This window comes from Acinetobacter sp. 1125_18A (genome assembly GCF_052824985.1).
Genome location: NZ_VTDG01000004.1, coordinates 293,236 through 317,526, shown reverse-complemented (window position 1 = coordinate 317,526; position 24,291 = coordinate 293,236). Strand labels below are relative to the sequence as shown.

Sequence of the window (24,291 nt, the reverse complement as noted above, 5' to 3'; positions counted from 1 at the left end):
TATCACCCCTCATAAACGCTTAAGCAAAAAGTTAAACTCCCATCTTCATGAGCTATAAAAGTATCATTTTCGCTTGGTTCAAAATAACTAGTATCATCAACAGGAATTAATCTAATACGTTGGTTTTCTTGAGAAATATTTGCAATATATAAAAAACCATCAAAATCAGAATCTAATATGCCACTAAAATTTCGATGAATATAATTTTGCAACATATCTATAGATGATTTATAGAAGGTTCCATTTAATTCCATATCCCAAAAACCTCGAAAGCTTCGAAAAAACTGTCGATAATATGCTCCATCACATGAAATTACTTGAGACTTATAAGGCGATAAACAAAAAGAAGCCCCTTCTTCTGGTCTAGGTGTAAGTTGCATTGAGCCATTTAAAGGTTCAAATTGCTGATTAATAGCTGAAGCATCAATAGTCACAATTCTGAGTTTTATGTAGCTTGGATTTCTATTTTCAAAACGCCCATTTTCAACATCATTAAAAAATGGATCGGTTGCTATATCTAAATCTATAGTTAATGGGACAAACACAACATTGAAATCATCTTTTAAAATTGTTGATAAAGATCGTGAGCCCTCTTCACTTAAAAACAAGCGCCTCGACTCAGTTATTTCAACATCGTTCACATAGATTTTATAAAGACCACCACTCGTCAAAGTACCCAATGTGCATGAAGGGATGGAGCCTTCGCAGCCTATAGGTTCAGGATTGACAGGATCTTCTTTCTTAACCTCGCCATAAAAACCAGTTTCACAAATAATCTGCAGCTGATTAAAACGAGTCAACTTCTGATCTGTGATGACCGCTTGTGCTGTTCTTTCTCTTAAAATCAGCTCACCGTCATCAGTAAAGGTATTGTTATCAAGTTGGTAAAGCTTGCCGTTTCGGTAATCTCCAACAATATGCGTATTGTTAAAATAAGCATGATGCTGAGAACGATGACGCTCATGTATGCCCTGTGCATTGGTAAAAGAGCGTTGATGCCAAAGACCTGTTGAAACATCAAAGCAATACGTCACATTAGCCGATGGGAACGAAATCACATAAAAAACATGCCCCTCGATCTGATAAGCATAAGCAGAAGCATCAGAAGTCTTGGTAAATGAGGATATCTCCTCTTCAAGCGCATGAGTCGAGATTCGATCAGGAATACCACCGCCACTCATAACAATTTGATTGCCACCAAACTCGCTGACACCTAGCCAAATCACACCAGTAGCGAGAGAAACAATACTATCAGGAGCAAGACAACCAAACGCCATTGCACCGCCTGACAAACGAGAAAACGGAGAATTACTCGAACCAGTACCATAATAACGCTCTACACTTTGCGCACCAAACAACCATAATTCACGGTTAAATGTCACAATTGCAGTGATGTTATCTGGTGTAGATTCTGCGGTTGCATACGATAACGCATTTACTTTCGTACTATACAAATCGGACCAGTAGAATTGACCTGTATTTGCTTTATTCACCACAAAGCGACCATCTAAGAATAAAACATGTGTTGAGCGTGGAATGGTTGAGCCAGATAAGCGAGTCAAAGTTAGGGTTTTTAAATCAAATGCATATGTATATGTTCCATTCACAATAAGCGCAACTTGACCATTATCCGCAATTCGCACTGTACCAAGTGCACTGATTAAACCGATCTCAGTGAGTTCTAATTTATTTGATTTGCTGTGGTATAGCTTTTTCCCAATTACCACAAGCAATGCACCATTTGATAAAACAAATAGACAACGGGTAGCGGCAACATCACCAGTAAATAATTTTTTTAGACCAGGTGTAGGCATCAATGCTGCAACACGTGAACCGTTTGGATATTCAATGGTTTGTGGATACCAGTTAATGCAATTTTGACAACTAATGCTTTGTGACTGCATTTTGTATGCTGGACCAACTAAAGGCAGCTTAATCATAATGCCCCCAATGTCTACCACGGCTAATACCCATCAATACTCGATCGGGTTTTACAGGTGTTGGTGTAGATTGTGCACGATGCATAATACGCATAGCTTGCTGATATTGCTGCTGAACATCAGGAGTAATCGGTAGTTGATATTCAGGTGCAAGCTCAATTGCTAAAGCGTATTTAATTGCGCGGAAATACTCATTTGGTACTGTAATATCATCGAGCGCTTTAAGTGGGAATTGAGGGCTAATCAAAGATTGAATCGTTAATTTCCCTGTAATTCTTTGCGGAATATGTAATTCATAACAATTCAGCATCTTGGCATACTCAATGCAATTTTTAGGCTTGTTTTGAGCAATATCACGATAGATTTTGATTTCTTCGTCATTGAGCTTGGCATCATCTGAAATCAAATTTGCTTCGACTTGATATAACGAATTACCATTTAGGTTGATCTCAATATCTTGAGATGAATACACATAATCTCGTGATGTAGACCATTGCCCTAGTAGCATATTTAAAGAGGATACTGCATCACTCAACTCGGCATCTGTCATATTTTCGCCTGACGCAATGATGCCAATAACACGCGCTGAGGCATGGACTAAATCACGAACTTTCATTGTTATTTCGCCTTAAAATAGTTCTATTCGACTGCCTAGAATCGTGTAATACCAATTCATTGCATCACACTGTTCTTCAAGTAAAGTCCAGTTTTTATCATCAATAAAAGCGGGCTGACCTTTTTGAAGAAAATCAATTAGTTTATCCCGTCGTTCTTTTAATTCGCGGTGTTCTAAACGAACTCGATCTTGTGGGGTTTGTGATTGGTGGTAAGACTTTTCAAACACATCACGAGGTGACCACGAAATATATCCCGTATGACGCTCATCATTTGGTTTGCCGCCATCCACATATTCAACTAAATAACCCTGCTCAGCTGGATCCTCATTTTCAGGAATAGTCCAACCTCGGTACTCGTTATACTCACCGCGAGTCATTGTTGTGGCTAATACAGATTTAGTTCCAATATAGGCACAAAGTGTTAAAGTTATCATTTTTTTCATCTTTTTATTCTTCCGTTTTAACTGGCTGAGCCAATAAAGCAAGCAAAGTCTCTTTATTGTCACGTTTTAAATATGCAATGCCTTTTTCATCAAGCAACTTTTGTAGCTGTGGGGTTGTAAGCGAGTTGTAATCGGCTGCATCTGTAGCGTTCACTGTTTCAGCTTTGAATAAATCAATGACCGTTTTCAGCTGTTGATTTTCTTCAAGTACTTTGCTCAATTGCCCTTTGAGATCGTCATTTTCAGTTTTAAAATCATCACGCTCTGTTTGGGCAACATTGAGCTGTAATTCTTTTTGAACAAGTTTTTCACTGACTGCATCAAATTGTTCAATAGGTACAAAAGCGTTTTTAAAATCTTCGCTTGATGCACCACCTAGCATGCCGCCACTCGACATTTGCTCAACTTCACTTTCTAAATCTGCAAAATCAACAAAACCAAATTCACGTAATTCAGCTTCATGGTCTTCATTTTGTGCAAGTTGATGCTTATGTGATTGAGTCGAACCTACATATAGCATTTTTGGGAATTCACGCATTTTACATACTCCAAAAATGACAACGCCCCAATTAAGGGGCATGTGTTGTCATTTATATTGTTGATTAATCGATACGGCCTACACGTGCAGCATGATTACCACGAACCATGGTAAAACCATAAAGAACGTCAATACGTGTTCCCTCATAGTCACTGACCCAGTTGCCACCTGTTTGTACACGCAATGCCATTGTTTCAGTGTTAAAGGTGTAACCCTCGCAGCCTGCAAGTACTTTCAATGGAGCAAAAGCGGCACTAAATGCGTCTTTGGTGTAGCAAAGCGCCTGATCAATAACATCGTTATCAGCACCAACGAAAGTTAAGCCAGCAGCATTTGCAGGAGATGCTGAAACATTGGCATTTGCCTGTTTAGTCCCGCCGACTAAATCAGGTATGATTTCAGGATAGATTTTTAAAGTCGCTGTTGCACCGCCTGCCGTTACATCTTCAAGCACTACAAACTGCATAAGCTTGCCATAAGATAAGCGAGTTAACGGATGTAGCATTTCAACACCAGGTAAACTAAAAACCTGACCTGCTTTGATCACATCGCCATTAGCTAACCCACCAACTGTCAATAAGCCACCAGTTTGACCAGCGCCATTAACAGTAATCCCAGATGTTTTACCATTTACTTGACGGTAAATATGCTCAGACTCGACAAAGTCAAAACCACGTGCACGGCCTACATAACCTTCTTTGTATTGCTTGGCAATTTCAGCATTTGGATTAAATAGAGTGCCTGAAGTATCAACAATGCCATTGGTAAATTCAGATGACAGTAAGGCAATACGACCAGCTGCAGGCGTTAAAGAACGTGCCAACATTTCACGTGCACGACCAAAAGGAGCGAGTGGCGAGATTTCATTAGCCCCAATCAATGTGCTGTTGTTTACAGTCACAATTGCACGTTTAAGTAGATCCGCATCTACAGTAGTTGCTAAAGACTGGATAGCTGGCTTTAAAAAACGATCTTTGAAGTCGGTTAAGGTTAATGTTTGTTCTGCTGCACCAAATTCTAATGAAACGTGTTTTTGAGTATCAACTTTTAAAACGCGTGTTGATTCCTTGGCGTTTAGATCCGCATCATCCCCGTTATATTCTTTGCCATCTGTAACAATTGGCACTGGTGGGATTTTGATTCGAACTTGAGAACCGACTTTATAACCCGCTTTATCTTTATTGAATTCTGTCTCACGACCACGGTTGATCGATTTAATAAAGACAGATTCTTCAATTAGCATTGCTGCTGCTTCTTTTGCTACAACATCATGAGTTAAAACATTATTTGACATATTTCAATTACCTTATTTGATACCACGGCTGCGCAAAAACTCTTCATCAGATCCTTTGTATGGATCTTTTTTTGAGTTTGCCCCACCCTTTGGTGGATTCACTGGCGCAGGGGCATTAGGGATTTTTGGATTTTTTGGACTATTTTTTAGCGTTGCTCGGATTTCCCCAAGCTTCATTAATTGCTGTGTTGGACTCATATCGAGCAATTCAACAATATCAACAGGATCTTTACCCAGTTCATAAAGTACAGCAGGAGCAGCATCGCCCAACTCAAGCACAGCTCTGCTTAGTTGTTCTGGTAATTCCCCGCCACTGATATGAACGAGTGAACCCACGACACGTTGATAATCAGGATGAGTTTTTGAAAACTCTGCTTCAGCTACTTCAAGTTTGTACGCTTGAGCTTGATGTAATTGATCATTACGTTGCTGCTCATGTTGACTTGCATATTCCTGCCGCGCTTTATCTGCTTGAAACTTAGAGATTGCATTTGCATAATCTTCGATTGAATCGTATTCATGCAATTGTGGCTCTTTAGAAGCAGACTGAGCTTGACTTGCATACTTTTGCTCTAACTCTTGAGCTTTACGAATTGCGTCGTTTTTTTCCCAAGTTAGTTTTGCAATACGCTTATCAATCGCACTTTGCCGTTGGGCAGCTTTTTCCTCTTCTGCTTTTTGAGCAGCTTCGGCTTGCTGTTCCTCTGTTAATTCAACTTCACTACCATCACCACCTTGCGATTGTTCAGATTGCTCTGTTTCTACTGGTGTTGTGGTTTGTTCAGTGTTGTCTGTTGTTTGCTCTAAATCTTCCATACTACTGCTCACTTATGCCTTGAAAACCGTCAAGTTCGGGGTTTTGTTCATCTACAGCCATGTTTTGCGCATCAATCCCAATCTGACCGTCATTGGGTGCGAATTCTTGTTGCTGTGCCTGTTGCTCTAACATCTGCTGTTCAAGCATTTGCTGTTGCATTTCATCAGGCATTAAAAAACCGCCATCTTGTGGCGGTTCTTGATAAGTCTGTTGTTCAGGTGGTGGCTGATTGTGTGAATTGGTATCAAGCCACTCTTCAGGCGGTTGCATATGTTGCAAAATCAGATTGATTGCACCTTTGAGCTCTTCCAATTCAGCTTTGGCTACGTTATTAATTTGGGCCACAGCAAGCGTTGTTTCTGCTTTGAGTTTCTCAATCTCAAACTTAGCTTGACGTTCTGCATCCTTATCCTCAGCTTGTGCTTGAGCCTGTTGCAATTCCTGTTGAAGCTGTTGCATTTGCTGCTGATATTGTTGCATTAATGCTTGTAGCTGCGGATCTTCACCATCTTGTGTCAAAGCTGGATCAAGAGATTTTTTGATACGCTCAACAATATCTTCAAGCATATTGCCGTCATCAAACGCTTTGAGCAATAAGTCAGGTGCGACTTGACCGATTTGCGGAACAAACTGCAATAATTCTGTAAGCGCTTGCTTATTCTCTTGGCGTTGACTGATAAAGCTTGGACCAGTAGACATACGAATATCATAACGACCAACCGTTAAATTATTCAAAATGCCATCAATTACACCATCAATCTGTTGCCCTTGCTGTTGCATTGGCGCAGGTGCATTTAGTTGAACACGCTCAGTTTTATTGTCTTCACCAGTTATACGTTTTACCATTTGCACTGAATATGCCTTTTGATAAACCCCAATTAGCACACGGCCAACTTGAGCAAGTGATTTGTTCAAGTTGTCAGTGATATGAAAATGGCTTACATCGGCACGTTGTTGCAGCATACCAATGGCTTTACCTGAAAGGCCACGCTCATCACTCCCCATCGCTGCAGGTTGCATATTCAAAATCTGCTCAATGCTTTGCTTGGCTCCATCTGCTGCATTTAAAATACCGTTTAAAGCAGTTAATGAAGGCATTTGTTGAGGTGGAGGCAATGGCACATCATTTTCATCAGTAACATGGTTATAGCGCAAAACCTGATAACCGTTGGGATTCGCCCATTCAGGCAAATCACGTGATGCCTCAACAGATACCATATATTGCTTACGCAATCCCTCTAGAATTTGTTGTGCTTCTGAAGATTTCCAAAAGTTATAGAGCTTTTGAGGATCTCGGGCAAAGTGAACCATTGAATAAACATAGCGCTTTTCACCATCCCATGTGACGTCACCATATATCGGGATAATCGGCAGCATTGGCACAATAAATTCACGATCTTCTAAAACTTTTGTACCTGTAAGTTTGTACCACCAGCATTTCTCCTCGTAACTTTCACGTTGATTTTCAATCATCGTTTTGTCTTGAGGTTCATCGTAAGTGGTTGTGCCATCAATCAATAAATACAATGTTTTTGCTTTACGTTGAATCTCAAACATTTCAGCAACACATACCGTTTTATCGTCATGATTGAGCCATTCACTATTTTGAATTGAATCATCAAAATCACTTGCCGCATCTTCACCGTACTGGTCAATAATGTCAGCTCTTGGCAACCATGTTTTAATCACAACATAACGAGCATCAGAGCCGTCTAGTTCTTTACTCATCGGATCAAGATAAACTGACTCTGGATTATGGATAGTGAGAATTTTGGGTTCTTGTTGGAAGCTATCAGGTGAAACGTAATCAACGTGAATACGAACAAAGCCCATGCCACCGTAAACAACGCCCTCAACTGCTGCGTCATAAGCATTATCAGCGCCACTAGTAATTTCGGTGTCACGTAACAATCCATTGAAGATTTTGGCTATTGCTGGATCCGCAATATCATCAACAGGTTCAGCTTTGATTTGCTGACGATTCAACCGGGCTGAATTGATTTGTTGTTTGCAATACGTTCTGAGCACATTAAATGTGAGTGTTGGAATACCGTCTTTTTCCCGCTCTTTGCGGTCTTTCTCGCTCCATTGCTCTTTATCAATTGTGACAAACTGACGATCATCTTTGCCGAGTTTGTAATTATCAGCCCAATAATCCTCAGCTTCATCGCACAACTTGCGCACACGTCCAAGAATATCAGTGTCTTTTTTCTTTTCATCTGTCATGACAATGTTGTCCTTGTTGCGAGTGGAGGCGGTGGGGATTTTTTACTTGTTGGGATTTGCATTTTATTGATGTTCAAAGCACCTTCACCAAATGCATCAGAACCATGTGATGCCCAATCATGTACAGGGGTTGCCTTAAACTGTTCTAACTTATCGTTAAATTCACGCCGATAATTTTGCAAGGCCCTAATACCGTATTTACATTTTTCAGCATCAAACCAACAATTTTTAAGTAATTGACGTGTAGCTTCGATACGATCCTCTACACCAAGTCTTGCACCTTTTGTCATGCGATAACCTAACTTAGCCATTGTCTGCTCACGACTAACACCACTCGATAAATCACGAGCTGCAATATCGTGAGGTGCAAAATGTTTACTATAGTTATATCCAAACTGCTGTTTTTTCTCGTCTAAGATTCGGGTGTAATGTGCAAGTGGTTCGTTATTTGCTTCGTAATAATCAATGACTCGAACCTCTTTACCATAAATTTGGAAAAACCAAATTGCTGTAGGATCAAGAATCCCCAAATCCCAAGATGTATAAACTGGTAAATTTGGGTCATGAGGTACTTTGCAAATTCGATTTTGACGTTTGATTTGCTCAAACTCAGACTTATAAATCGCACCGTCTGCAATTTCTTTAGGCTTACCTAAATAAATATGCTCATATTCATCGTAATCGCTATCGCGCATCTGCTCTGCCAACTTTACTAATTCTTCAGGGCAGTTCTTGTTTTCATCGTAATTGATCTGAACAACAAGGGTATCCGCACGTTCTACAGCAATATAATCTGCATAAACCGCATCGCTTGGTAATTTTGGATTCATTGACATAATGATCATGCAATTCGTTGTACGCACAACCGTTGGGATCAAAATTTTCAATGAATACGCTGATACTGTTTGTGCTTCCTCAATCCAAGTGATTGTTGCGCCTTCAAATGACTTAATAGAATCTACAGTGTGGTTTTGCAAACCTGAAAATGAAAACTCTGTGCCATTTGCTCCTCGGATTTCGGTATCAAGGATCTGGTAAAATTCTCCCAAGCCTAATGCTATTATCCGATCTGATAAGAGTTTATGTACAGATTGCTTAATTGATTTCTGAATTTCACGACAGCAAAGAATACGATGCTTTTTGCTTGCACCCTCAATCAGTAAGAAATCTGCAATTTCCCATGACTTTCCACCACCTCGTCCGCCGTGGAAAACATAAAATAGTTCGCTATTGGTTAAATGCGTGTAAAGGGGCTTGAACTTATGCGGAACTCTCTTTTCCATCATTTTCAAATACCACCCTTAAACTTAAATCAATTGGCTTGCCATCTGCACCAGTGACTTCCACTTTGTCTTTAAACATTCCTAAATGCCGACCCATATCTACCAATGCAGCGCGCTTATCGCTCAGTTTGAATTTAGTGCGCTTGACGTTTTTAGCATCGTCACCTCTGCCTTCTGTATATTCCTCAACGGTCACTTCACCTATCGCTGCTGCTTGATCTCGTGTAAGAGCTGAGAAGTCAGTGGCAAGACCACCGCCATTGGTCACAGACACATAATCAAGCATGTTGCTAAAGCCGATCTTAGCTAGCTCATTGAGCACCATGTCTTGAGTAATTTGAGTTCGCTTTGAGCGGTTGGCCTGAGCTTCTGTTATATGTGCGCTCAATGTCTTGGTCATCAACTGCCCTTTGGAATATGCAGTTTTTGCGGAATAGCCTGCACGAATTGCGGCTTGAGTAGCATTTAGATCAATCAAATACTCTTCAATAAATGCTTGTTGCTTTGCAGTGAGCTTTGACATATTTCCTCCTGCAAAACTCTAGGTAATAAAAAACCTCCCGAGGGAGGTTTAATTGATATTTAGAAAAATATTTATATTTTCCATAGCTGTTTGTGTTCTTTAATCGATATTAAATAAGATGGTTGGTGTCTTCTTATAAAGTTATTGACTATATCCCGATTGAGTGACTCACCAAATTTTTCGGTGATATGGTTAAAAATTTCATCCTTTACTTCAGTATTTATTGATAATAGACAAATAATCATGCCATTCGACATGTTTCTCCCCTCATTCGATTCTAGGATCAAGAACCGATTATTAAGTAGCCTAATAACTTCAGGTGCATCTATAGGTAGCCAAATTGTATTTGCATCCTCTTCTAAGTATTGTAATAAAATTACAATTTCTTTATTTGAGAGGCTGTTTAAATTGTTTTTAAAATTGTTTTTAAAATATTTATTTGAAGACCATTCAAGGTATCTATTCTTCAAAGAGCTACAAATGAACTCAACCAACAATATCAATAAACAAAATCCGCTTAATAGCCATAAAATGCCTATACCTAAACCGATTAACTTAACTAATTCCGATGTTTCTGAGAGCCCTATTTTTTCCTTTATACTGAAAATATCAAATGTAATTACACCAGTAGATGCAAATACGGCAAATAAAAGAGAGTTAAACTTGCTTAAAATGTCTGTGAAGGGCTTTATGTCCATAAGTCTTAGTTTTAGTAATTTAAAGTGACATTATCATAACAAATTTAGTACATAATCTGTATATTTCATTTTATTCATGAAAAAAGCGCGCCAATGGCACGCTTAATTTTCACTGTTTTTCATAGACTTCGTCTACGATACCTGAAATATTGCATAATGCTATCCGATACGCAAGCATTATTTTTAATCTGTCAATAAACTGCGTAATTTAAAGCGAGTCGCTATTCGCAATGTGCCAAGCATTTTATCCCGCTGAACTGCGTACGTGCTCATTTCGAAGCAATCTGAAATATCATCCTCGCTGTAGCCATCAACGTAATATTTAATTGCCACTTTGAGCCATTGCTTAACCTTTACGCTCTCTGTTTCAAGCAAGTGACTTAGCATGTCCTCTACTGCCATTGCTTGTGATTCGTTGATATTGCAACGTGGCAACGCTCTTCTGCGTCTGTCGATCTTTACGCCTTGTGCCATGTCCAGAATGCTACCTAAGCTGCAATGCGCACTTAGATCTTCGTAATGGCAGTCTAGAAGCAACCAAGCGCCATACTGCTCCAACCATTGCTCAAGTGTTTTTATCTTCCAATCAATCGCAATTTGGAAATTCTTTCTTGTTTGTACTGCTTCCATAGTCACCTCAACTTTTTTCAACCCGCCAAAGGGTTTAAATTTGCCGTTTTTGTGTAGGAGGGTCGTTAGGGGCGTTTATTTTTACTTTTTCCAAAACTTTAAAATGTATATAAAGAAATAATAGTTTTGAAAAAACGCCCCACAAACGCCCCTAACGACCCTAACGACCCTATAAAACTTCTAAATTCACATCAAATATGTAAAAAACTACCAATTCGCAAAATGCAACCAGCTTACCTCTAAAACTAATCTGCAATTATTTACACATCCGCAAATTCTGCGGATATACGCACACGGATACCTATATACATCCTAGTTCCGTTAGATTTTGCGGCTTTAAATTTGCCTGTTAAACGACGCCCTAAGCTTCTTGCCGTCGGGATGTACTTCAGTTCACCTTTAGACTCTGCATATTGTTTCCAGCTCACCCAAAGGTTTTGTGATGTTTCTCGAAAATCGCCCAGCTCACAACATTCATTGATCCAGTCTTTGAGCAAATCCATCTCATCTTTATATTCATCACGTGCCTTTTGTGACTTGCTATGAGGATTCAAGCCATCTTGTTGGTACTCAATCGCACCACGTACAATCCAAGCGAGTACACCTTCAAGCTCATTTTTCATTTTGCTAGATAAGAAAGGATCTTTGATAATGTTTGGATCTGTGTCGTAATTGCGCTCGAAGGGCAACATCATTAATCGGCGCCAAATACCATAATCATCGCCTTTGACAATCGGTTTATGGTTAGTTGGCATTACAACGGTCCAAGTAGGAACGAATTCAACTGACTGTTTGCCATAGATACCGCGGGCAGTAATTTTTTCACCACCAGTGACCGACTTGACTAGGCTTTCTTTTAGCTCCTGGTTCTCTTCAGGCTCACTGACATATACAAAACGAGATCCACGCAAACGTACTAAATCCTCACGCGCACCGCCTGCACTGCCTTTGCCTCCACCTAAGAAAGTTTCCGCAGCTGCAGTAGTGGTGTAATCCCCTAATGCTTTTGATATGGTTGTGAATACTGTTGATTTACCGTTTGAACCATCGCCAAAAGGAATAATTAAAAGATTTTCTACCGGATGACCAAGCACTGCATATCCCATTAATCGACGGAAAAAATCTGCCATACCTTGATCACCAAAAAAGGCATCAAGTACAGTTTTTTCAAATAAAGGGCATTTGGCTTTAGGATTGTAATCAACCCCGGTGCTATAGGTGATAAGTAAGTCTTGAGATGGTTTGATCAAATCACCAGTGCGCAGATTAATAGCGCCATTGGCACAACCTAAAAGGTTGATATCACTATCTAGCTCATTGAACGGAGTGAGTACGCGTGGGTCAGATTGTGCAAGCTTAACCATATTGGCAACCATTACATGTTTTTGGCTTTGAGCACAAAATTGATAGAACTCAGCTCGTTGGGTATCGTCATCGATCTTTTTGGCTTCATCACCCATGGCTAAAATAGTTTGCTTGGCAAATTGCTCTATGACCTTATGAACGCAAGGTTCCCAATATACAGCGTTCCAGCGATACCATTTTTCAGTTTCAGCAACATACATAATTTCATTGCAATATGTATCAAGCATCCTTGAAGCATTACCAAATTCAGTCATCGGGCGCTTTTGGGCGTCATCCAATGCGATTTGGACTTTCTTACCGCCCATAGCAATGTTGATTTCACGATGATTAATCGTGAATTTCGTCAATTGCTTATATCGTTGACGTATCAAACCTGCTAGCTCATTGCGCAAAGCTAAATCTGTGCCTGCAATCTTGCCTGCTTCTTTAGCAACAACTTGAATTAAGACCTGAGCATCATCGCATTCAATGATTTTCTGTTTTACATCTGCAAAGATTTTCCGCTTTTCTGCTCTAACTTTTTCTTGCTTTGATTCTCGGCCAACTTTAAGTAACCAATGGGCAGTAACGATAGACTCGCCTGTTTGCTCAAATGAATTCCATCTGTACTCAACATCTTCAAACGTTGTGTAGTTACTTGCTGTTGAGCTCCAATCATTCCAAAGTTGCAAAGCATCATCACTAGCACTAAATTCATGGTGCAAAGACATGCCCACACGTAACCAGGTGTCATAATCTTCATTGTCTATGTAATTTAAATATTTTTTTGCTTCATCAAGTTGCAAACCGATAGTTGCTGTAATCGTATTGAGATAATCATCGTCATCAACTAATTCACTTGATGTTTTTGTACCAATACGTGATTTGCTATTCTTAACTCGCACAAAGCCATGCTCAAGGGCCATTTGCTCAAAGGCATTAACCGCTTCTGCAATTTGCTCTTGAGTTAAAATAGTTAAAGCATCGGCTGAGAACTCGTTAATCCCTCCAAAGAAATCCACCCATTCATAAGGTCGATTGGTATCTGGGTGCGTATGGTATGCAACGAATTGCTGACCACGCCCTAAGACTTCAACGCGATGCTTAGTGATTTCTTTGAAAGGTTTATTTGCGTCCTCAGATGAAGCAAACCAGGCAGATGCCGATTTACCCCAGTTAGGATCCTCAGCGCGATATACAAGAAGAATCTTAGGCGCTCGTCCAATACGTTCACAACAAACGCCTAGATTATCTCTACACCAATTTGCATACTTCTCTGCTAGATCCACATCTAGCACATCAATATCAATTGCGCATATTGGAAAAGGCCCTTGACCAGTTAACACGCCGATTCCGTGATTAGCATATTTAGGTAGGTCAGTCACATTGATTCTAAAATTCTGCCATTCATCCATTACAGGGCGCTTCATGCCCTGTTTGATTGGAATAAGCATATAGTGATTGGCGAGTAAGGTTTTTCCGAACTCTTTGAAATAGTTCATTTATCCTCACCTCTTAGGGCATTAACCATCCCCTCAACATTACTGAGTAGCATTGGCAACCCTATAAAAGTTTGATCTGCTATCTTTAAAGCCCTTTGAATCTTCTTGTCTTTCTCTTCAACCAGCCTTTGCCACTCTTGATTTGCTTGAGCAACTTGATTTATTTCAAGTTCTTGAAGTGATTTCTCGTGTTTAAGTTGGTCAACCTCAGCCTGTTTCGCTTTTAAAAGATCAACCAAATCTGAAATAGTTTTATGTGCAGATATTTCATCTTTGCTTCCCTTTAGAGGCTCTAGAAGCGCTAGAGCGTAACTAACAGCAATTGCATCCATCATCCTCTCACCCTAATCGATTCAATTTATCGGCTTCATTAACATGCAAATGTTGCCAAGTCACCCATGCAATCTGAACATGCAAAGATCGATAAGCATTTAAATGATTGTCAAAATCAAAAATACGATCACCCAAGTTAATGCGCAGATTTGTATAAAAATCTTGCTGCTTAAACCATATTTCAAAATTAATTCTCATTGCCCATCTCCTGAAGAGATAGATCATCAAATTCACTTTCATCGGCAAATTGTTCAGGAAAAAGGATTTCCATTTCAGAAATTTCTTCATTAAAAAACAGCACTATTGCCTTAAGTAAATCTTTTCTAGGTTGCTGTTTACCTGATTCAATCCTCCAATAGTTTGGAGGCGAACAATTGATTGATGAAGCGACTTGTTCAACTGTAAGTTTCAGTCCTTTGCGCTTTCTTTCTAATGGAGTAGACATAATCTCTAGCCAATCTTACGTTTAAATTAAAATATACGTTAAACGTAATATTACAGCAAGCCTTTTTACGTCTTACTTTATTACGTTAAACGTAATAAATGATAGAATGCTAACCAAGACACATTAACTGGTGATTGTAATGAAGGCTCAAATCGGCGAAGCAATGCGTAAATTAAGAAAGGAAAGGAAGATGACGCAGGACGATCTAGCTGAAAAACTCGAAGTTGCTACTGCAAACATATCTAGATATGAGACAGGCAAACAAGGGATAGAAGTTGATAAACTACCCGCCTTAGCAAAAGCGTTAGATGTATCTGTTTCTGAATTTTTTCAGGTAGCTTCAGGTGAAAACACAAACGTTAGTGAAACCACAGAGGTATATAGAGTCCCTTTGATTTCGTGGGTACAAGCAGGAAATTATGAAGATGTTTTTCTAAGTAACTTAGACAACATTGAACTTGTTGAAACTACGTATAAGCCACGGAAACATACCTACGCATTAAAAGTAGTTGGGGACAGTATGGAATCTAAATTTCCTGAAGGCTGTGTGATTATAGTTGAACCAGAAGAGCAACCACATAATAAAAGTTTTGTAATAGTCACAGTGCAAGACAACAATCAAGCAACGTTTAAACAATTAATTGATGATGAATCTGGTACATACTTAAAGCCCTTAAATGAAAAATACCCCCTTATGCCTTTAGTACCAAGCACAACTTTTTGTGGTGTAGTAAAGAAAATGCAAATGGACGTCTAATTAATAAATCTACTTAACTATTTTATCAATCTCACTTCGGTGAGATTTTTTTTGTCAAAATTCTATTTTTTACGCTTGACGTAAATTAAATTTACGTATAACTTAAAACAACAAATTACGTTACACGTAAATTATAAGGAACCCCGACATGAATATGCCACAACAGTACAGCCCATCCGTTCAAGAAATCCGCCATTCATTGTGTTCACAACTAATTGGTGCGGGCCTTAAAACCGCCCCTGAAATTGTGGATACAGCAAAGGCAATTGAAGATTATGTTTTCGGTACTAAATCAACCTTTGTACCTGAAGCACAGACTTCAACAAAGGAAGCTAAAACAACTACATCTAAAACAGAAAAGAAAGATGCAGTTAAACAAGAAAAAACCACTGAGGTTGTTGCAGAACAAGAAGCAACAACAGAAACCACGGAACAGTCAAAGATCGAACCCGCAGATGTAAAGGCAGCGTTAATGCGAGTTGCCAAAGCTGATCGTGATGCGTTCCTAGCAATCATGGCTAAGTTCAATGCGCCAAATGTTCCCGCAATTCAACCTGAAGATTTCCAAGCTGTAATTGCTGAAGTCGAGAAATTCGAGGCTGAAAATGCGTAATTCAAAATTAGATCAGATGTGTGCTAAGCGCATCAAGTCATCTGACTTTGCGCAAAAGCCTAAATACAACGCCCTTTTAACACGCAATGAACTAATCGTTTTTATCGCAGTGTTTTTAGCAACGTTGATTTGCATAGGCTATTTAACCTTTACAACGTATTTTGCATAAGGAAACAGCCATGACCTCACACGCAAAATTAAGCCCTTCATCTGCACACCGTTGGATGCAATGTGCTGGCAGTTTGATCCTAGAAAAAGATATCCCAGATTCTAGCTCAGAACATGCTGCACAAGGCACAGCAGCGCATTTCCTAGCTTCAGAGTGTCTTGAGCAAGGAAAAGATGCAACGGACTTTTTGAACTGCTTTATAGGTATTAAAAAAGGCAATGCATACTGGTTAGATACCGCTTTTGATGATAATCAAAGCCGTTTCAATGTTGATTTGGAAATGTCAGAAAACATTCAAATCTACCTTGATGCTGTGCGCTCTCAAGCGGTTGGCAATGAATTGCTCGTTGAGCAACGTGTAGATTTCTCATCGTATATCGGTGCAGAAAATGCCTTTGGAACAAGTGATGTAATCATTCTGACGGATGATGAAATTCAAGTTCACGATTTGAAATACGGACGTGGTGTAAAGGTTTATGCAGAAAATAATGAGCAACTAAAACTTTACGCTTTGGGTGCTTTAAATAACTTTGGTGCTTTTGGCGACTTTAAACAAGTTCGACAAGTCATCCACCAACCGCGTTTAAATCATTATTCAGAAGCAGTTTGCACCGTGGATGAACTCCTTGAGTTTGCACGTGAATCAAAAAATCAAGTTCAGTATATCCGTTGCTTAGAAGAAGGACTTGAAACGGGCGACGGTGGTGCAATTGCCGATTTCGGTGGCTCATTCAACCCCGGCGAAAAACAATGCCAATGGTGCAAAGCAAAAGCGACTTGCCCTGCTCTTGCTGAACATATTCTCAAAACTGTTGCGGGTGAATTTGAGGATCTCGATGCAGTAGATCTAAATGCTCAAATCAACACTGCCACTGGTGAAGTGACAAACCTTGAAAATGATCGCCTTAGCAAATTTTTTAGTGCTATTCCCCTGATTGAGGGATGGATTAAAGCTGTTAGTGGCTTGGTGCATAACAAACTGCATCAAGGTGAATCAGTACCAGGATACAAAATCGTTCAAGGCAAACAAGGCAATCGCGCTTGGGAAAATGCAGAAGAAGCGGAGCAAATGCTCAAATCTATGCGCCTTAAGACTGATCAAATGTATGACTTGAAACTCATTTCACCGACTACAGCAGAAAAACTTAAAAAAGAAAATGTCATCGGCGTTCGCCAATGGACAAAAGTTGAAAACCTTATTACACGCGCAGATGGTAAGCCAACTGTCGTGCCTGAATCAGATAAGCGCCCTGCACTTATCGTCAACCCTGAAAATGATTTTAACAATCTTGATGCTTAATGAGGAGCAATCACAATGAAAATTGCATTATCAAACGTACGTCTTGCATTCCCTGCTTTATTTGAAGCAAAAACAGTAAATGGCGAAGGCGAGCCCGCTTTTTCAGCTTCATTTATTTTACCTGCAAACCACCCACAAATTGCTCAAATCAAGCAAGCGATGGAGCAAATCGGCAAAGACAAATGGGGCGCTAAATGGCCTCAGGTTAAAAAAGAAATCGAAACCAAAGATCGCACAGCTTTGCATGATGGTGATGCAAAGGCTGATTACGAAGGCTACGCAGGCAATTTCTATATCTCTGCCCGCAACAAGACCCGTGTAACTGTTGTTGATCGTGACCGTACCCCGTTAGTACAAGCAGATGGACGCCCTTATGCAGGTTGCTATGTCAATGCGTCAATCGAACTTTGGGCACAAGACAATAATTACGGTAAGCGCATTAATGCTTCTCTCCGTGGCGTTCAATTCTTTAAAGATGGTGAAGCATTTGCAGGCGGTGGCGTTGCGTCTGAAGATGAATTTGAAGATTTGGATGTGGGCGCGACTGGTGACGATTTAAATAACGATCCGATGTTTGCGGAAGCATAAACAAACCGCCCTAGGCAACTAGGGCAAACCTTTCCAATAAGTAAAAGGAAAATTAGAAATGAGCCAAAAATCAACCGATGTACCAAACTTTATTGGTGACCTAAACGCAGGAATCTTCGAAAAGCAATTAGGCGCTGTTCTTTCAGATGTAGCTGCGGGCGTTGTTATGAACAACAAACAAGGTGAAGTCACAATCAAGCTGAAAATTAAGCAAATTTCAGATACTCAACAGGTCAATGTTAGCCATTCGATTGACTATAAAACCCCAACGGCTAAAGGGCATCGCACCGAGTTATCGGAAGGTGCAACCCCTATGCATGTTCTCAAAGGCGGTTGCATTTCGTTGATGCCAGAACGCACCAACATGAAAGATTACGCAGACTAAATCATTTTTAAATAAGCAACTCAATTACTGAAAATTAACCAACCAAGAGTAAATCCAAATGGAAAATAATTCTGTAGAACAAATTAAAAACCTTGCAATTGCAGCACAAGGAAAAATGCCGATTCAAGTTGATAGCACTGCATCAATCGCAATCGTTCCTGAAGGTTTTAGAATTTACAGCACTGAAAAATATAACCAATTGCGTGATCGTTTCCGTGGGTCATTTGCCACACTTAGCATTCCTTCATTTGTTGGCTACATCAATGATCGTGGAATCAAAGACGTTAAAGCTTTTGTTTCAACGGCACAAGGTCTAACAGCAGAAGCAGTTTTCAATTTAGGCGATGTTGCAGAAGCTGGACATGCGGATGACCTTGCAAAACTTACCTTAGAAAAGAAACCTGAATTTAAAGCGCTTGAACGTGCGGATGGTCAACGTTTTGAGCAACAAGCCCTAATTGATTGGCTAGATGACTGGTCTGATTTTGTAACAGCTCACAATGCAGGTGGTCAAATCGCGCATGACAAATCCATTCGTGCATTGCGTAAAGTAAAAATCAACCGTGGGCATGAAGTTGATAGCGATGTTCAAGAATATGGCTACAAGCAAAGCGTAACTGAACAGGTTGAAGCTACAGGTGTGGACGAAAACCTACCTGAATATTTCATTTTGAAAACTGAGTCATATAAAGGCTTAGCCATTGATGAACTCAAAATCACAATCCGCATTTCCACAAAAGACCCAAATCCTACTTTCATTCTTCGCTTCGTTGGGAAAGATGCCCATGAGCAACAACGCGCTGAAGAGTTTATTGAATTGTTAGAAAACGAATTAGCAGGCGCGGTTGATTTCTATCAAGGCAGTTTCACCGCTTAAAGATGTGATGTCTCCCAGTTTGCCTAAGGCAATTTCGACAAGCTATGAGTGTCGATACTGGAAACAACCATAGCAGTAAATAATACGTTCCCCTATTTCCGCGTAGGTATTTACCGAGTGTCACTGCGATAGTGTGACTTGTTTTGGAAAGTGAATGTATAGCTGACCCTCTGCGTTCACTTTACCAAAGCAAAAATAGAGAAAGCAAAATGAGCAGATATTTATATCTAGATTTAGAAACCTACTGCGAAACACCAATTAAAAACGGCACACACGCTTATGCAGAAAATGCAGAGGTGATGATTTTTGCTTGGGCTTTAGATGACGGTCAAGTGCATGTTGAAGATTTAACAACATACCCAAGCATTTCAATTGAATTAAGTAATTTACTAAAAGATCAGTCAGTAAATTTAATCGCCCATAACTCAGGCTTTGATCGCACAGTTTTACGTCATGCATTTAAACAATACGATTTAAAAATAGAACGTTGGGAAGACACAATGGTCCAAGCTTTGAGCCATTCACTACCTGGCGGGCTTGATGTTCTTTGTGACATTTTCAAGATTGATACCGATAAGGCGAAAGACAAAGCAGGCAAGCAACTTATTCAATTATTTTGTAAGCCACGCCCTGCTAATCAAAAAATACGTCGTGCAACAAGCGATACCCATCCTGTTGAATGGGCACGTTTTGTCGAATATGCCAAGAACGATATTTTAGCAATGCGCGAGTTACATAGAAAAATACCAAAGTGGAACTACAAAGGTGCTGAATTAGTCTTGTGGCATTTAGACCAACAAATCAATGATCGAGGCGTTTGCATCGATCTCGAGTTAGTTGAATGCGCAATTACAGCTGTAGATAAAGCACAAAAAGTATTAGCAAAACGCACTAAGTCATTGACGGATGGTGAGGTTCAAGCAGCAACCCAACGAGATGCAATGCTAAAGCACATACTCGAGGTTCATGGCGTATCACTTCCTGATATGCAAAAAGCCACTTTAGAACGTCGATTAAATGACGAAAACCTACCTGTAATTGTTCGTGAATTAATCGCTGTGAGATTAGAATCATCCACAACAAGTACTGCTAAATATAAGGCTTTAGCCAAGGGTATAAGTTCAGACGGACGTTTGCGAGGTACTTTACAATTTAATGGTGCATCTCGTACGGGACGTTGGGCCGGTCGATTATTTCAACCTCAAAATTTACCGCGTCCTGTACTTAAGCAATTTGAAATTGATCAAGGAATTGAAGCGCTTAAGATTGATCTTGCAGATGCGTTTTATGACAACGTCATGGAGCTTACATCTTCTGCAATCCGTGGATGCATCTGTGCGCCTAAGGGCAAAAAATTAGTAGTAGCTGATTTATCAAACATCGAGGGCCGTGCTTTAGCTTGGCTTGCAGGTGAATCATGGAAAATCAAAGCCTTTTATGATTTTGACGATGGTAAAGGTCACGATCTATATAAATTAGCTTATGCCAAATCTTTTGGGGTATCTCCTGAGGATGTGGACAAAGAGCAACGCCAAGTAGGTAAGGTTCAAGAATTAGCATTAGGCTATGAGGGCGGTGTGGGCGCATTCCTAACCTTTGCCACTGTTTATGGCTTAGATCTCGATGCGATGGCTGAACAAGCATTTGACGGTATTGATCCATCAATCATGAATGAAGCTATCCGTGCTTGGGAATGGCATAAAAAGGAACGTCGTACAACTTTCGGACTAAAAAAGAAAACATGGCTTGTATGTGATTCGTTTAAACGATCTTGGCGCTATGCACATCCAAATATATTTGCTTGGTGGTCAGAACTAAAACAAGCAGCAACAAATGCCCTGCAAAATCCAAATACCCCGTTCAAATGTCGAAAAGTTGATTTTATCAAAAAGGGTTCTTGGCTTTTAATTCGCCTCCCCTCTAGTCGTTTCCTTTGCTATCCGGGGGCAAAAGTCGAGGACGGAAAAATCTCATATATGGGCAACAACCAGTACACACGTAAATGGGAACGCCTTTATACATATGGCGGTAAATTTGCCGAGAACATTACACAAGCAGTATCACGTGATGTGCTTGGGCACAACATGCCAATCATTGAGCAATCAGGATATGAAATTGTTCTATCTGTTCATGATGAAGTCATTACAGAAACACCAGACATTGATGATTTTAATGATACAGACCTATCAAAAAAATTATCTACAAATCCAAATTGGGCCCTAGATTTGCCATTAGCGGCAGCGGGCTTTGAATCATACAGATATAAAAAGGACTAAACCTATGAAACATATTATTTGTTATTCAGGCGGTCACAGTTCTGCAATTACTGCAATTGAAGTAGTTAGAAAATTCGGCAAAGAGAATGTACTTTTAGTTAACCATGACATAAATAGTTCAGTTGAATTAGAAGACGTAAAACGGTTTAAAAAAGAAGTTGCAGAATACTTAGACTTAAAGATTCAATATGTAAATATTCAAAATTTATCAATCGAATCAATACCAGATCAATTTGATGTAGTGATAAAAGCTAAAGCGTTTAAGGTTGGCAATGGATCAGAACTATGTACAAGTAGGTTGAAAACTGAGCCATTTATTGAATTCTTGAAAAACAACTTTCCTTTAAAAGATTGCATCATTTATTACGGATTTGATGCAAACGAAAAAGATCGTATTCAAAGACGTTCTAGTATTTTAAGTTCAATGGGTTACAGATCTGATTTCCCGTTAGCTTTGTGGGATGAACAATGCAGAACAATTTCTCAAACTATACAAATTGGAATCAATCCACCAGCTCAGTACGGGCAATTTAAACATGCAAATTGTATCGGATGCTTAAAAGCAGGTAGGCAGCATTGGTATATCGTTTATTGCCAACGTCCTGATATTTTTAACAAGGCTAAACTAGCTGAAGAAATAATCGGCTATTCAATTGATTCTGACTTTTATCTAGATGAAATGGAAGAAAGTTTCTTCTTGATGAAAATGTTAGGAATACCTCAAACAGAACATATTAAACATCAAACATTTTGGGCAATGGTTCGAAGAGAAGGAGTCAACTTGCCTGAAGATGCTAAATCGAGAAAACCTTGCGAGTGTGTAATTTAAATGCGCGAATCAACAATTGAAAGCCATTTTGTGCAACGAGTTAAAGCACTAGGCGGTGAAGTTAGAAAGGTTAAATGGATCGGTCGTAACTCCGCCCCTGATCGTATCGTAATGCTACCTGAAAATAGCTTTTGGGCAGAGTTAAAGGCACCAGGCGAAAAGCCTACCAAAGCACAAAGCCGTGAACATGAACGCATGCGCAAAATGGGTCAACGAATTGAAATTATAGATAGCTTAGCGCGAATTGAGGAGTTATTGGGATGAGTAAAGAATTTGAACAAGTTTTAGTGAATGTTCACGATCTTATCGAAGTACTTTCAACAGCTTCAGATGCCCTCGATGGTGAAAGAATTTCAAAGGTATTTGAGCAAACAGGACAACCAAGCACTTGGTTCGATCACTTTACTGTTTCTGCAAACAATTTACAGCTAGTTATTGATAAGTGGAGAAAGCCATGACAGCTAAACCATTTATCCCTCGCATTTACCAAAACACAATTATCAGCCATATTATTGATAATCCACGTTGTGGGGTTTATGCGGGTATGGGTACAGGAAAAACTTCATCTACCCTTACCGCTTTAGAAATACTTGAAGCGTTTGAACCTGGTCCTGCTTTGGTTGTTGCACCTTTGCGTGTTGCGGCAACTACTTGGCCCGATGAAGCTAAAAAATGGGAACACCTAAAAAATTTCAAGGTCGTTGCTATTGTTGGTACACCTGAGCAACGCGTATATGCGCTAAAACAGAAAGCGGATGTTTACACCATTAATTATGAAAACTTGCCTTGGCTCGTTGGTTATTTAGGGGCTAAATGGCCTTTTAAAAAAATAGTTGCGGATGAGAGCACAAAGCTAAAAGGCTTCCGCATTCGTCAAGGTTCAGTACGTGCACGTGCTTTAGGTAAGGTTGCTCATACCAAATTGGTTGATCGTTTTATTGAGCTAACAGGAACCCCCGCGCCCAACGGTTTAAAAGATTTATGGGGGCAAGCGTGGTTTCTCGATCGAGGGCAAAGACTTGGTACAAGTTTCAATTCTTTTACAAACCGATGGTTTCAGCAGGTGCAAATTGGTGCTGATCGTAACGCAGTGCAGCTTATACCATTTCAGCATAGCCAAGCGGAAATACACAATAAACTTCAAGATATTTGTATCAGCATTGAAGCAAAAGATTATTTTGATATCAAAGAGCCAATAGTAAACGTCATTGAAATTGAGCTGACTGGAAAAGCAAAAAAGATATACAAAGAAATGGAACAAGAGATGTTCATTGAGCTTTCAGAATCCATTGAAGTTGAAGCTTTTAATGCTGCCTCAAAAACCATGAAGTGCTTGCAAATAGCATCAGGCGCAATTTATACGGATGAAAACGGATCATGGGAAGCAATTCATGATCTAAAAATTCAGGCGCTTGAATCCATTATTGAAGAAGCTTCAGGAATGCCCGTTTTAGTCTCTTACCATTTTAAAAGCGACCTTGCGCGCTTGCTCAAAGCATTTCCTCAAGGTCGCCATTTAGATAAAGATCCACAAACAATCCACGACTGGAATAGCGGAAAAATCCCTATTTTATTTGCACACCCGGCGAGTGCGGGTCACGGACTGAATTTGCAAGATGGTGGGAATATTTTAGTTTTCTTTTCACATTGGTGGGACTTAGAACAATTTCAGCAAATTGTTGAACGTATTGGGCCAACACGCCAAGCCCAAGCAGGCTATGACCGCCCTGTTTATCTTCATTTTATCGTTGCTAAAGACACTATGGATTCAGTGGTTATGGAGCGCAGAGAGTCAAAGCGCGAAGTACAGGATTTATTGATGGAGGCAATGAAACGTAAAGGAGTCGTGCCATGTTAGGAATAT

At 39.8% G+C, this 24,291-nt stretch carries 27 protein-coding genes and 1 pseudogene; 12 read left to right on the top strand and 16 right to left on the bottom strand.

What is annotated here, in order from left to right:
- Window positions 1–2: 2 nt before the first annotated feature.
- The 16 genes and pseudogenes from FY049_RS09585 to FY049_RS09510 form a co-directional block, all read right to left on the bottom strand.
- Window positions 3–1,940 carry a packaged DNA stabilization protein gene (locus FY049_RS09585; protein ID WP_446083619.1) on the bottom strand — a complete coding sequence of 646 codons (1,938 nt, stop codon included), beginning with the start codon at window positions 1,938–1,940 and terminating at the stop codon, window positions 3–5.
- Window positions 1,933–2,556, bottom strand: coding sequence for a hypothetical protein (locus FY049_RS09580; RefSeq protein ID WP_446083618.1), 624 nt, complete (start codon window positions 2,554–2,556; stop codon window positions 1,933–1,935). The genes FY049_RS09585 and FY049_RS09580 overlap by 8 nt, the downstream gene beginning before the upstream one ends.
- A gap of 12 nt (window positions 2,557–2,568) precedes the next feature.
- Entirely contained in the window at window positions 2,569–2,784 is a 216-nt protein-coding gene (locus FY049_RS09575) for a crAss001_48 related protein (RefSeq protein ID WP_446083684.1), read from the bottom strand.
- Window positions 2,767–2,934 (bottom strand): annotated as a pseudogene (locus tag FY049_RS09570) (DUF2829 domain-containing protein); the annotation flags it as partial. The pseudogene FY049_RS09570 and the gene FY049_RS09575, both read right to left, overlap by 18 nt.
- A 70-nt stretch (window positions 2,935–3,004) precedes the next feature.
- The gene (locus FY049_RS09565; protein WP_446083617.1) at window positions 3,005–3,538 is read right to left on the bottom strand and encodes a hypothetical protein; all 534 of its coding nucleotides are present in this window, start codon (window positions 3,536–3,538) and stop codon (window positions 3,005–3,007) included.
- Between the two features lie 64 nt (window positions 3,539–3,602).
- Window positions 3,603–4,832 carry a P22 phage major capsid protein family protein gene (locus FY049_RS09560; RefSeq protein ID WP_446083616.1) on the bottom strand — a complete coding sequence of 410 codons (1,230 nt, stop codon included), beginning with the start codon at window positions 4,830–4,832 and terminating at the stop codon, window positions 3,603–3,605.
- Between the two features lie 12 nt (window positions 4,833–4,844).
- Entirely contained in the window at window positions 4,845–5,648 is an 804-nt protein-coding gene (locus FY049_RS09555) for a hypothetical protein (protein WP_446083615.1), read from the bottom strand.
- 1 nt (window position 5,649) lies between these two features.
- Complete coding sequence (locus tag FY049_RS09550) at window positions 5,650–7,875, bottom strand: portal protein (RefSeq protein WP_446083614.1); 2,226 nt, start codon at window positions 7,873–7,875, stop codon at window positions 5,650–5,652.
- Entirely contained in the window at window positions 7,872–9,161 is a 1,290-nt protein-coding gene (locus tag FY049_RS09545) for a PBSX family phage terminase large subunit (protein WP_446083613.1), read from the bottom strand. Before FY049_RS09545 ends, FY049_RS09550 begins: the two co-directional genes overlap by 4 nt.
- Complete coding sequence (locus FY049_RS09540; protein ID WP_446083612.1) at window positions 9,136–9,681, bottom strand: terminase small subunit; 546 nt, start codon at window positions 9,679–9,681, stop codon at window positions 9,136–9,138. Before FY049_RS09540 ends, FY049_RS09545 begins: the two co-directional genes overlap by 26 nt.
- A gap of 71 nt (window positions 9,682–9,752) precedes the next feature.
- Window positions 9,753–10,379 (bottom strand): super-infection exclusion protein B, encoded by a 627-nt coding sequence (locus FY049_RS09535; RefSeq protein ID WP_446083611.1) that lies wholly within the window; start codon window positions 10,377–10,379, stop codon window positions 9,753–9,755.
- 183 nt (window positions 10,380–10,562) lie between these two features.
- Window positions 10,563–11,009, bottom strand: a complete 447-nt coding sequence (locus FY049_RS09530; protein ID WP_446083610.1) for a hypothetical protein — start codon at window positions 11,007–11,009, stop codon at window positions 10,563–10,565.
- Window positions 11,010–11,269: 260 nt separating this feature from the next.
- Window positions 11,270–13,855: a phage/plasmid primase, P4 family gene (locus FY049_RS09525; protein ID WP_446083609.1), complete on the bottom strand. Its 2,586-nt coding sequence runs from the start codon at window positions 13,853–13,855 to the stop codon at window positions 11,270–11,272.
- Entirely contained in the window at window positions 13,852–14,190 is a 339-nt protein-coding gene (locus tag FY049_RS09520; RefSeq protein WP_446083608.1) for a hypothetical protein, read from the bottom strand. The genes FY049_RS09525 and FY049_RS09520 overlap by 4 nt, the downstream gene beginning before the upstream one ends.
- Window positions 14,191–14,194: 4 nt before the next feature.
- Entirely contained in the window at window positions 14,195–14,386 is a 192-nt protein-coding gene (locus FY049_RS09515) for a hypothetical protein (RefSeq protein WP_446083607.1), read from the bottom strand.
- Window positions 14,376–14,633 carry a helix-turn-helix transcriptional regulator gene (locus FY049_RS09510; protein ID WP_446083606.1) on the bottom strand — a complete coding sequence of 86 codons (258 nt, stop codon included), beginning with the start codon at window positions 14,631–14,633 and terminating at the stop codon, window positions 14,376–14,378. The genes FY049_RS09515 and FY049_RS09510 overlap by 11 nt, the downstream gene beginning before the upstream one ends.
- 139 nt (window positions 14,634–14,772) lie before the next feature.
- Between FY049_RS09510 and FY049_RS09505 the strand changes: the two genes are divergently transcribed.
- The 12 genes from FY049_RS09505 (at window position 14,773) to FY049_RS09450 (ending at window position 24,285) form a co-directional block, all read left to right on the top strand.
- Window positions 14,773–15,390 carry a LexA family protein gene (locus FY049_RS09505; protein ID WP_446083605.1) on the top strand — a complete coding sequence of 206 codons (618 nt, stop codon included), beginning with the start codon at window positions 14,773–14,775 and terminating at the stop codon, window positions 15,388–15,390.
- A gap of 148 nt (window positions 15,391–15,538) precedes the next feature.
- The gene (locus tag FY049_RS09500) at window positions 15,539–16,003 is read left to right on the top strand and encodes a hypothetical protein (RefSeq protein ID WP_446083604.1); all 465 of its coding nucleotides are present in this window, start codon (window positions 15,539–15,541) and stop codon (window positions 16,001–16,003) included.
- Window positions 15,996–16,172: a hypothetical protein gene (locus FY049_RS09495; RefSeq protein WP_446083603.1), complete on the top strand. Its 177-nt coding sequence runs from the start codon at window positions 15,996–15,998 to the stop codon at window positions 16,170–16,172. Before FY049_RS09500 ends, FY049_RS09495 begins: the two co-directional genes overlap by 8 nt.
- A 10-nt stretch (window positions 16,173–16,182) precedes the next feature.
- Window positions 16,183–17,472: a DUF2800 domain-containing protein gene (locus FY049_RS09490; protein WP_446083602.1), complete on the top strand. Its 1,290-nt coding sequence runs from the start codon at window positions 16,183–16,185 to the stop codon at window positions 17,470–17,472.
- A 15-nt stretch (window positions 17,473–17,487) separates the two neighbouring features.
- A complete protein-coding gene (locus tag FY049_RS09485; RefSeq protein WP_446083601.1) occupies window positions 17,488–18,060 on the top strand; it encodes a DUF2815 family protein in 573 nt (190 codons plus the stop codon).
- A 58-nt stretch (window positions 18,061–18,118) separates the two neighbouring features.
- Complete coding sequence (locus tag FY049_RS09480) at window positions 18,119–18,445, top strand: hypothetical protein (protein ID WP_446083600.1); 327 nt, start codon at window positions 18,119–18,121, stop codon at window positions 18,443–18,445.
- Between the two features lie 58 nt (window positions 18,446–18,503).
- Window positions 18,504–19,322, top strand: coding sequence for a DUF2303 family protein (locus FY049_RS09475; protein ID WP_446083599.1), 819 nt, complete (start codon window positions 18,504–18,506; stop codon window positions 19,320–19,322).
- Window positions 19,323–19,531: 209 nt separating this feature from the next.
- Window positions 19,532–21,598, top strand: coding sequence for a DNA polymerase (locus tag FY049_RS09470; protein ID WP_446083598.1), 2,067 nt, complete (start codon window positions 19,532–19,534; stop codon window positions 21,596–21,598).
- A gap of 4 nt (window positions 21,599–21,602) precedes the next feature.
- A complete protein-coding gene (locus FY049_RS09465) occupies window positions 21,603–22,427 on the top strand; it encodes a hypothetical protein (protein WP_446083597.1) in 825 nt (274 codons plus the stop codon).
- Window positions 22,428–22,691, top strand: coding sequence for a VRR-NUC domain-containing protein (locus tag FY049_RS09460; RefSeq protein ID WP_446083596.1), 264 nt, complete (start codon window positions 22,428–22,430; stop codon window positions 22,689–22,691).
- Window positions 22,688–22,885, top strand: a complete 198-nt coding sequence (locus tag FY049_RS09455) for a hypothetical protein (RefSeq protein WP_446083595.1) — start codon at window positions 22,688–22,690, stop codon at window positions 22,883–22,885. Before FY049_RS09460 ends, FY049_RS09455 begins: the two co-directional genes overlap by 4 nt.
- Window positions 22,882–24,285, top strand: coding sequence for an SNF2-related protein (locus FY049_RS09450; protein ID WP_446083594.1), 1,404 nt, complete (start codon window positions 22,882–22,884; stop codon window positions 24,283–24,285). Before FY049_RS09455 ends, FY049_RS09450 begins: the two co-directional genes overlap by 4 nt.
- The last annotated feature ends 6 nt before the right edge of the window (window positions 24,286–24,291 follow it).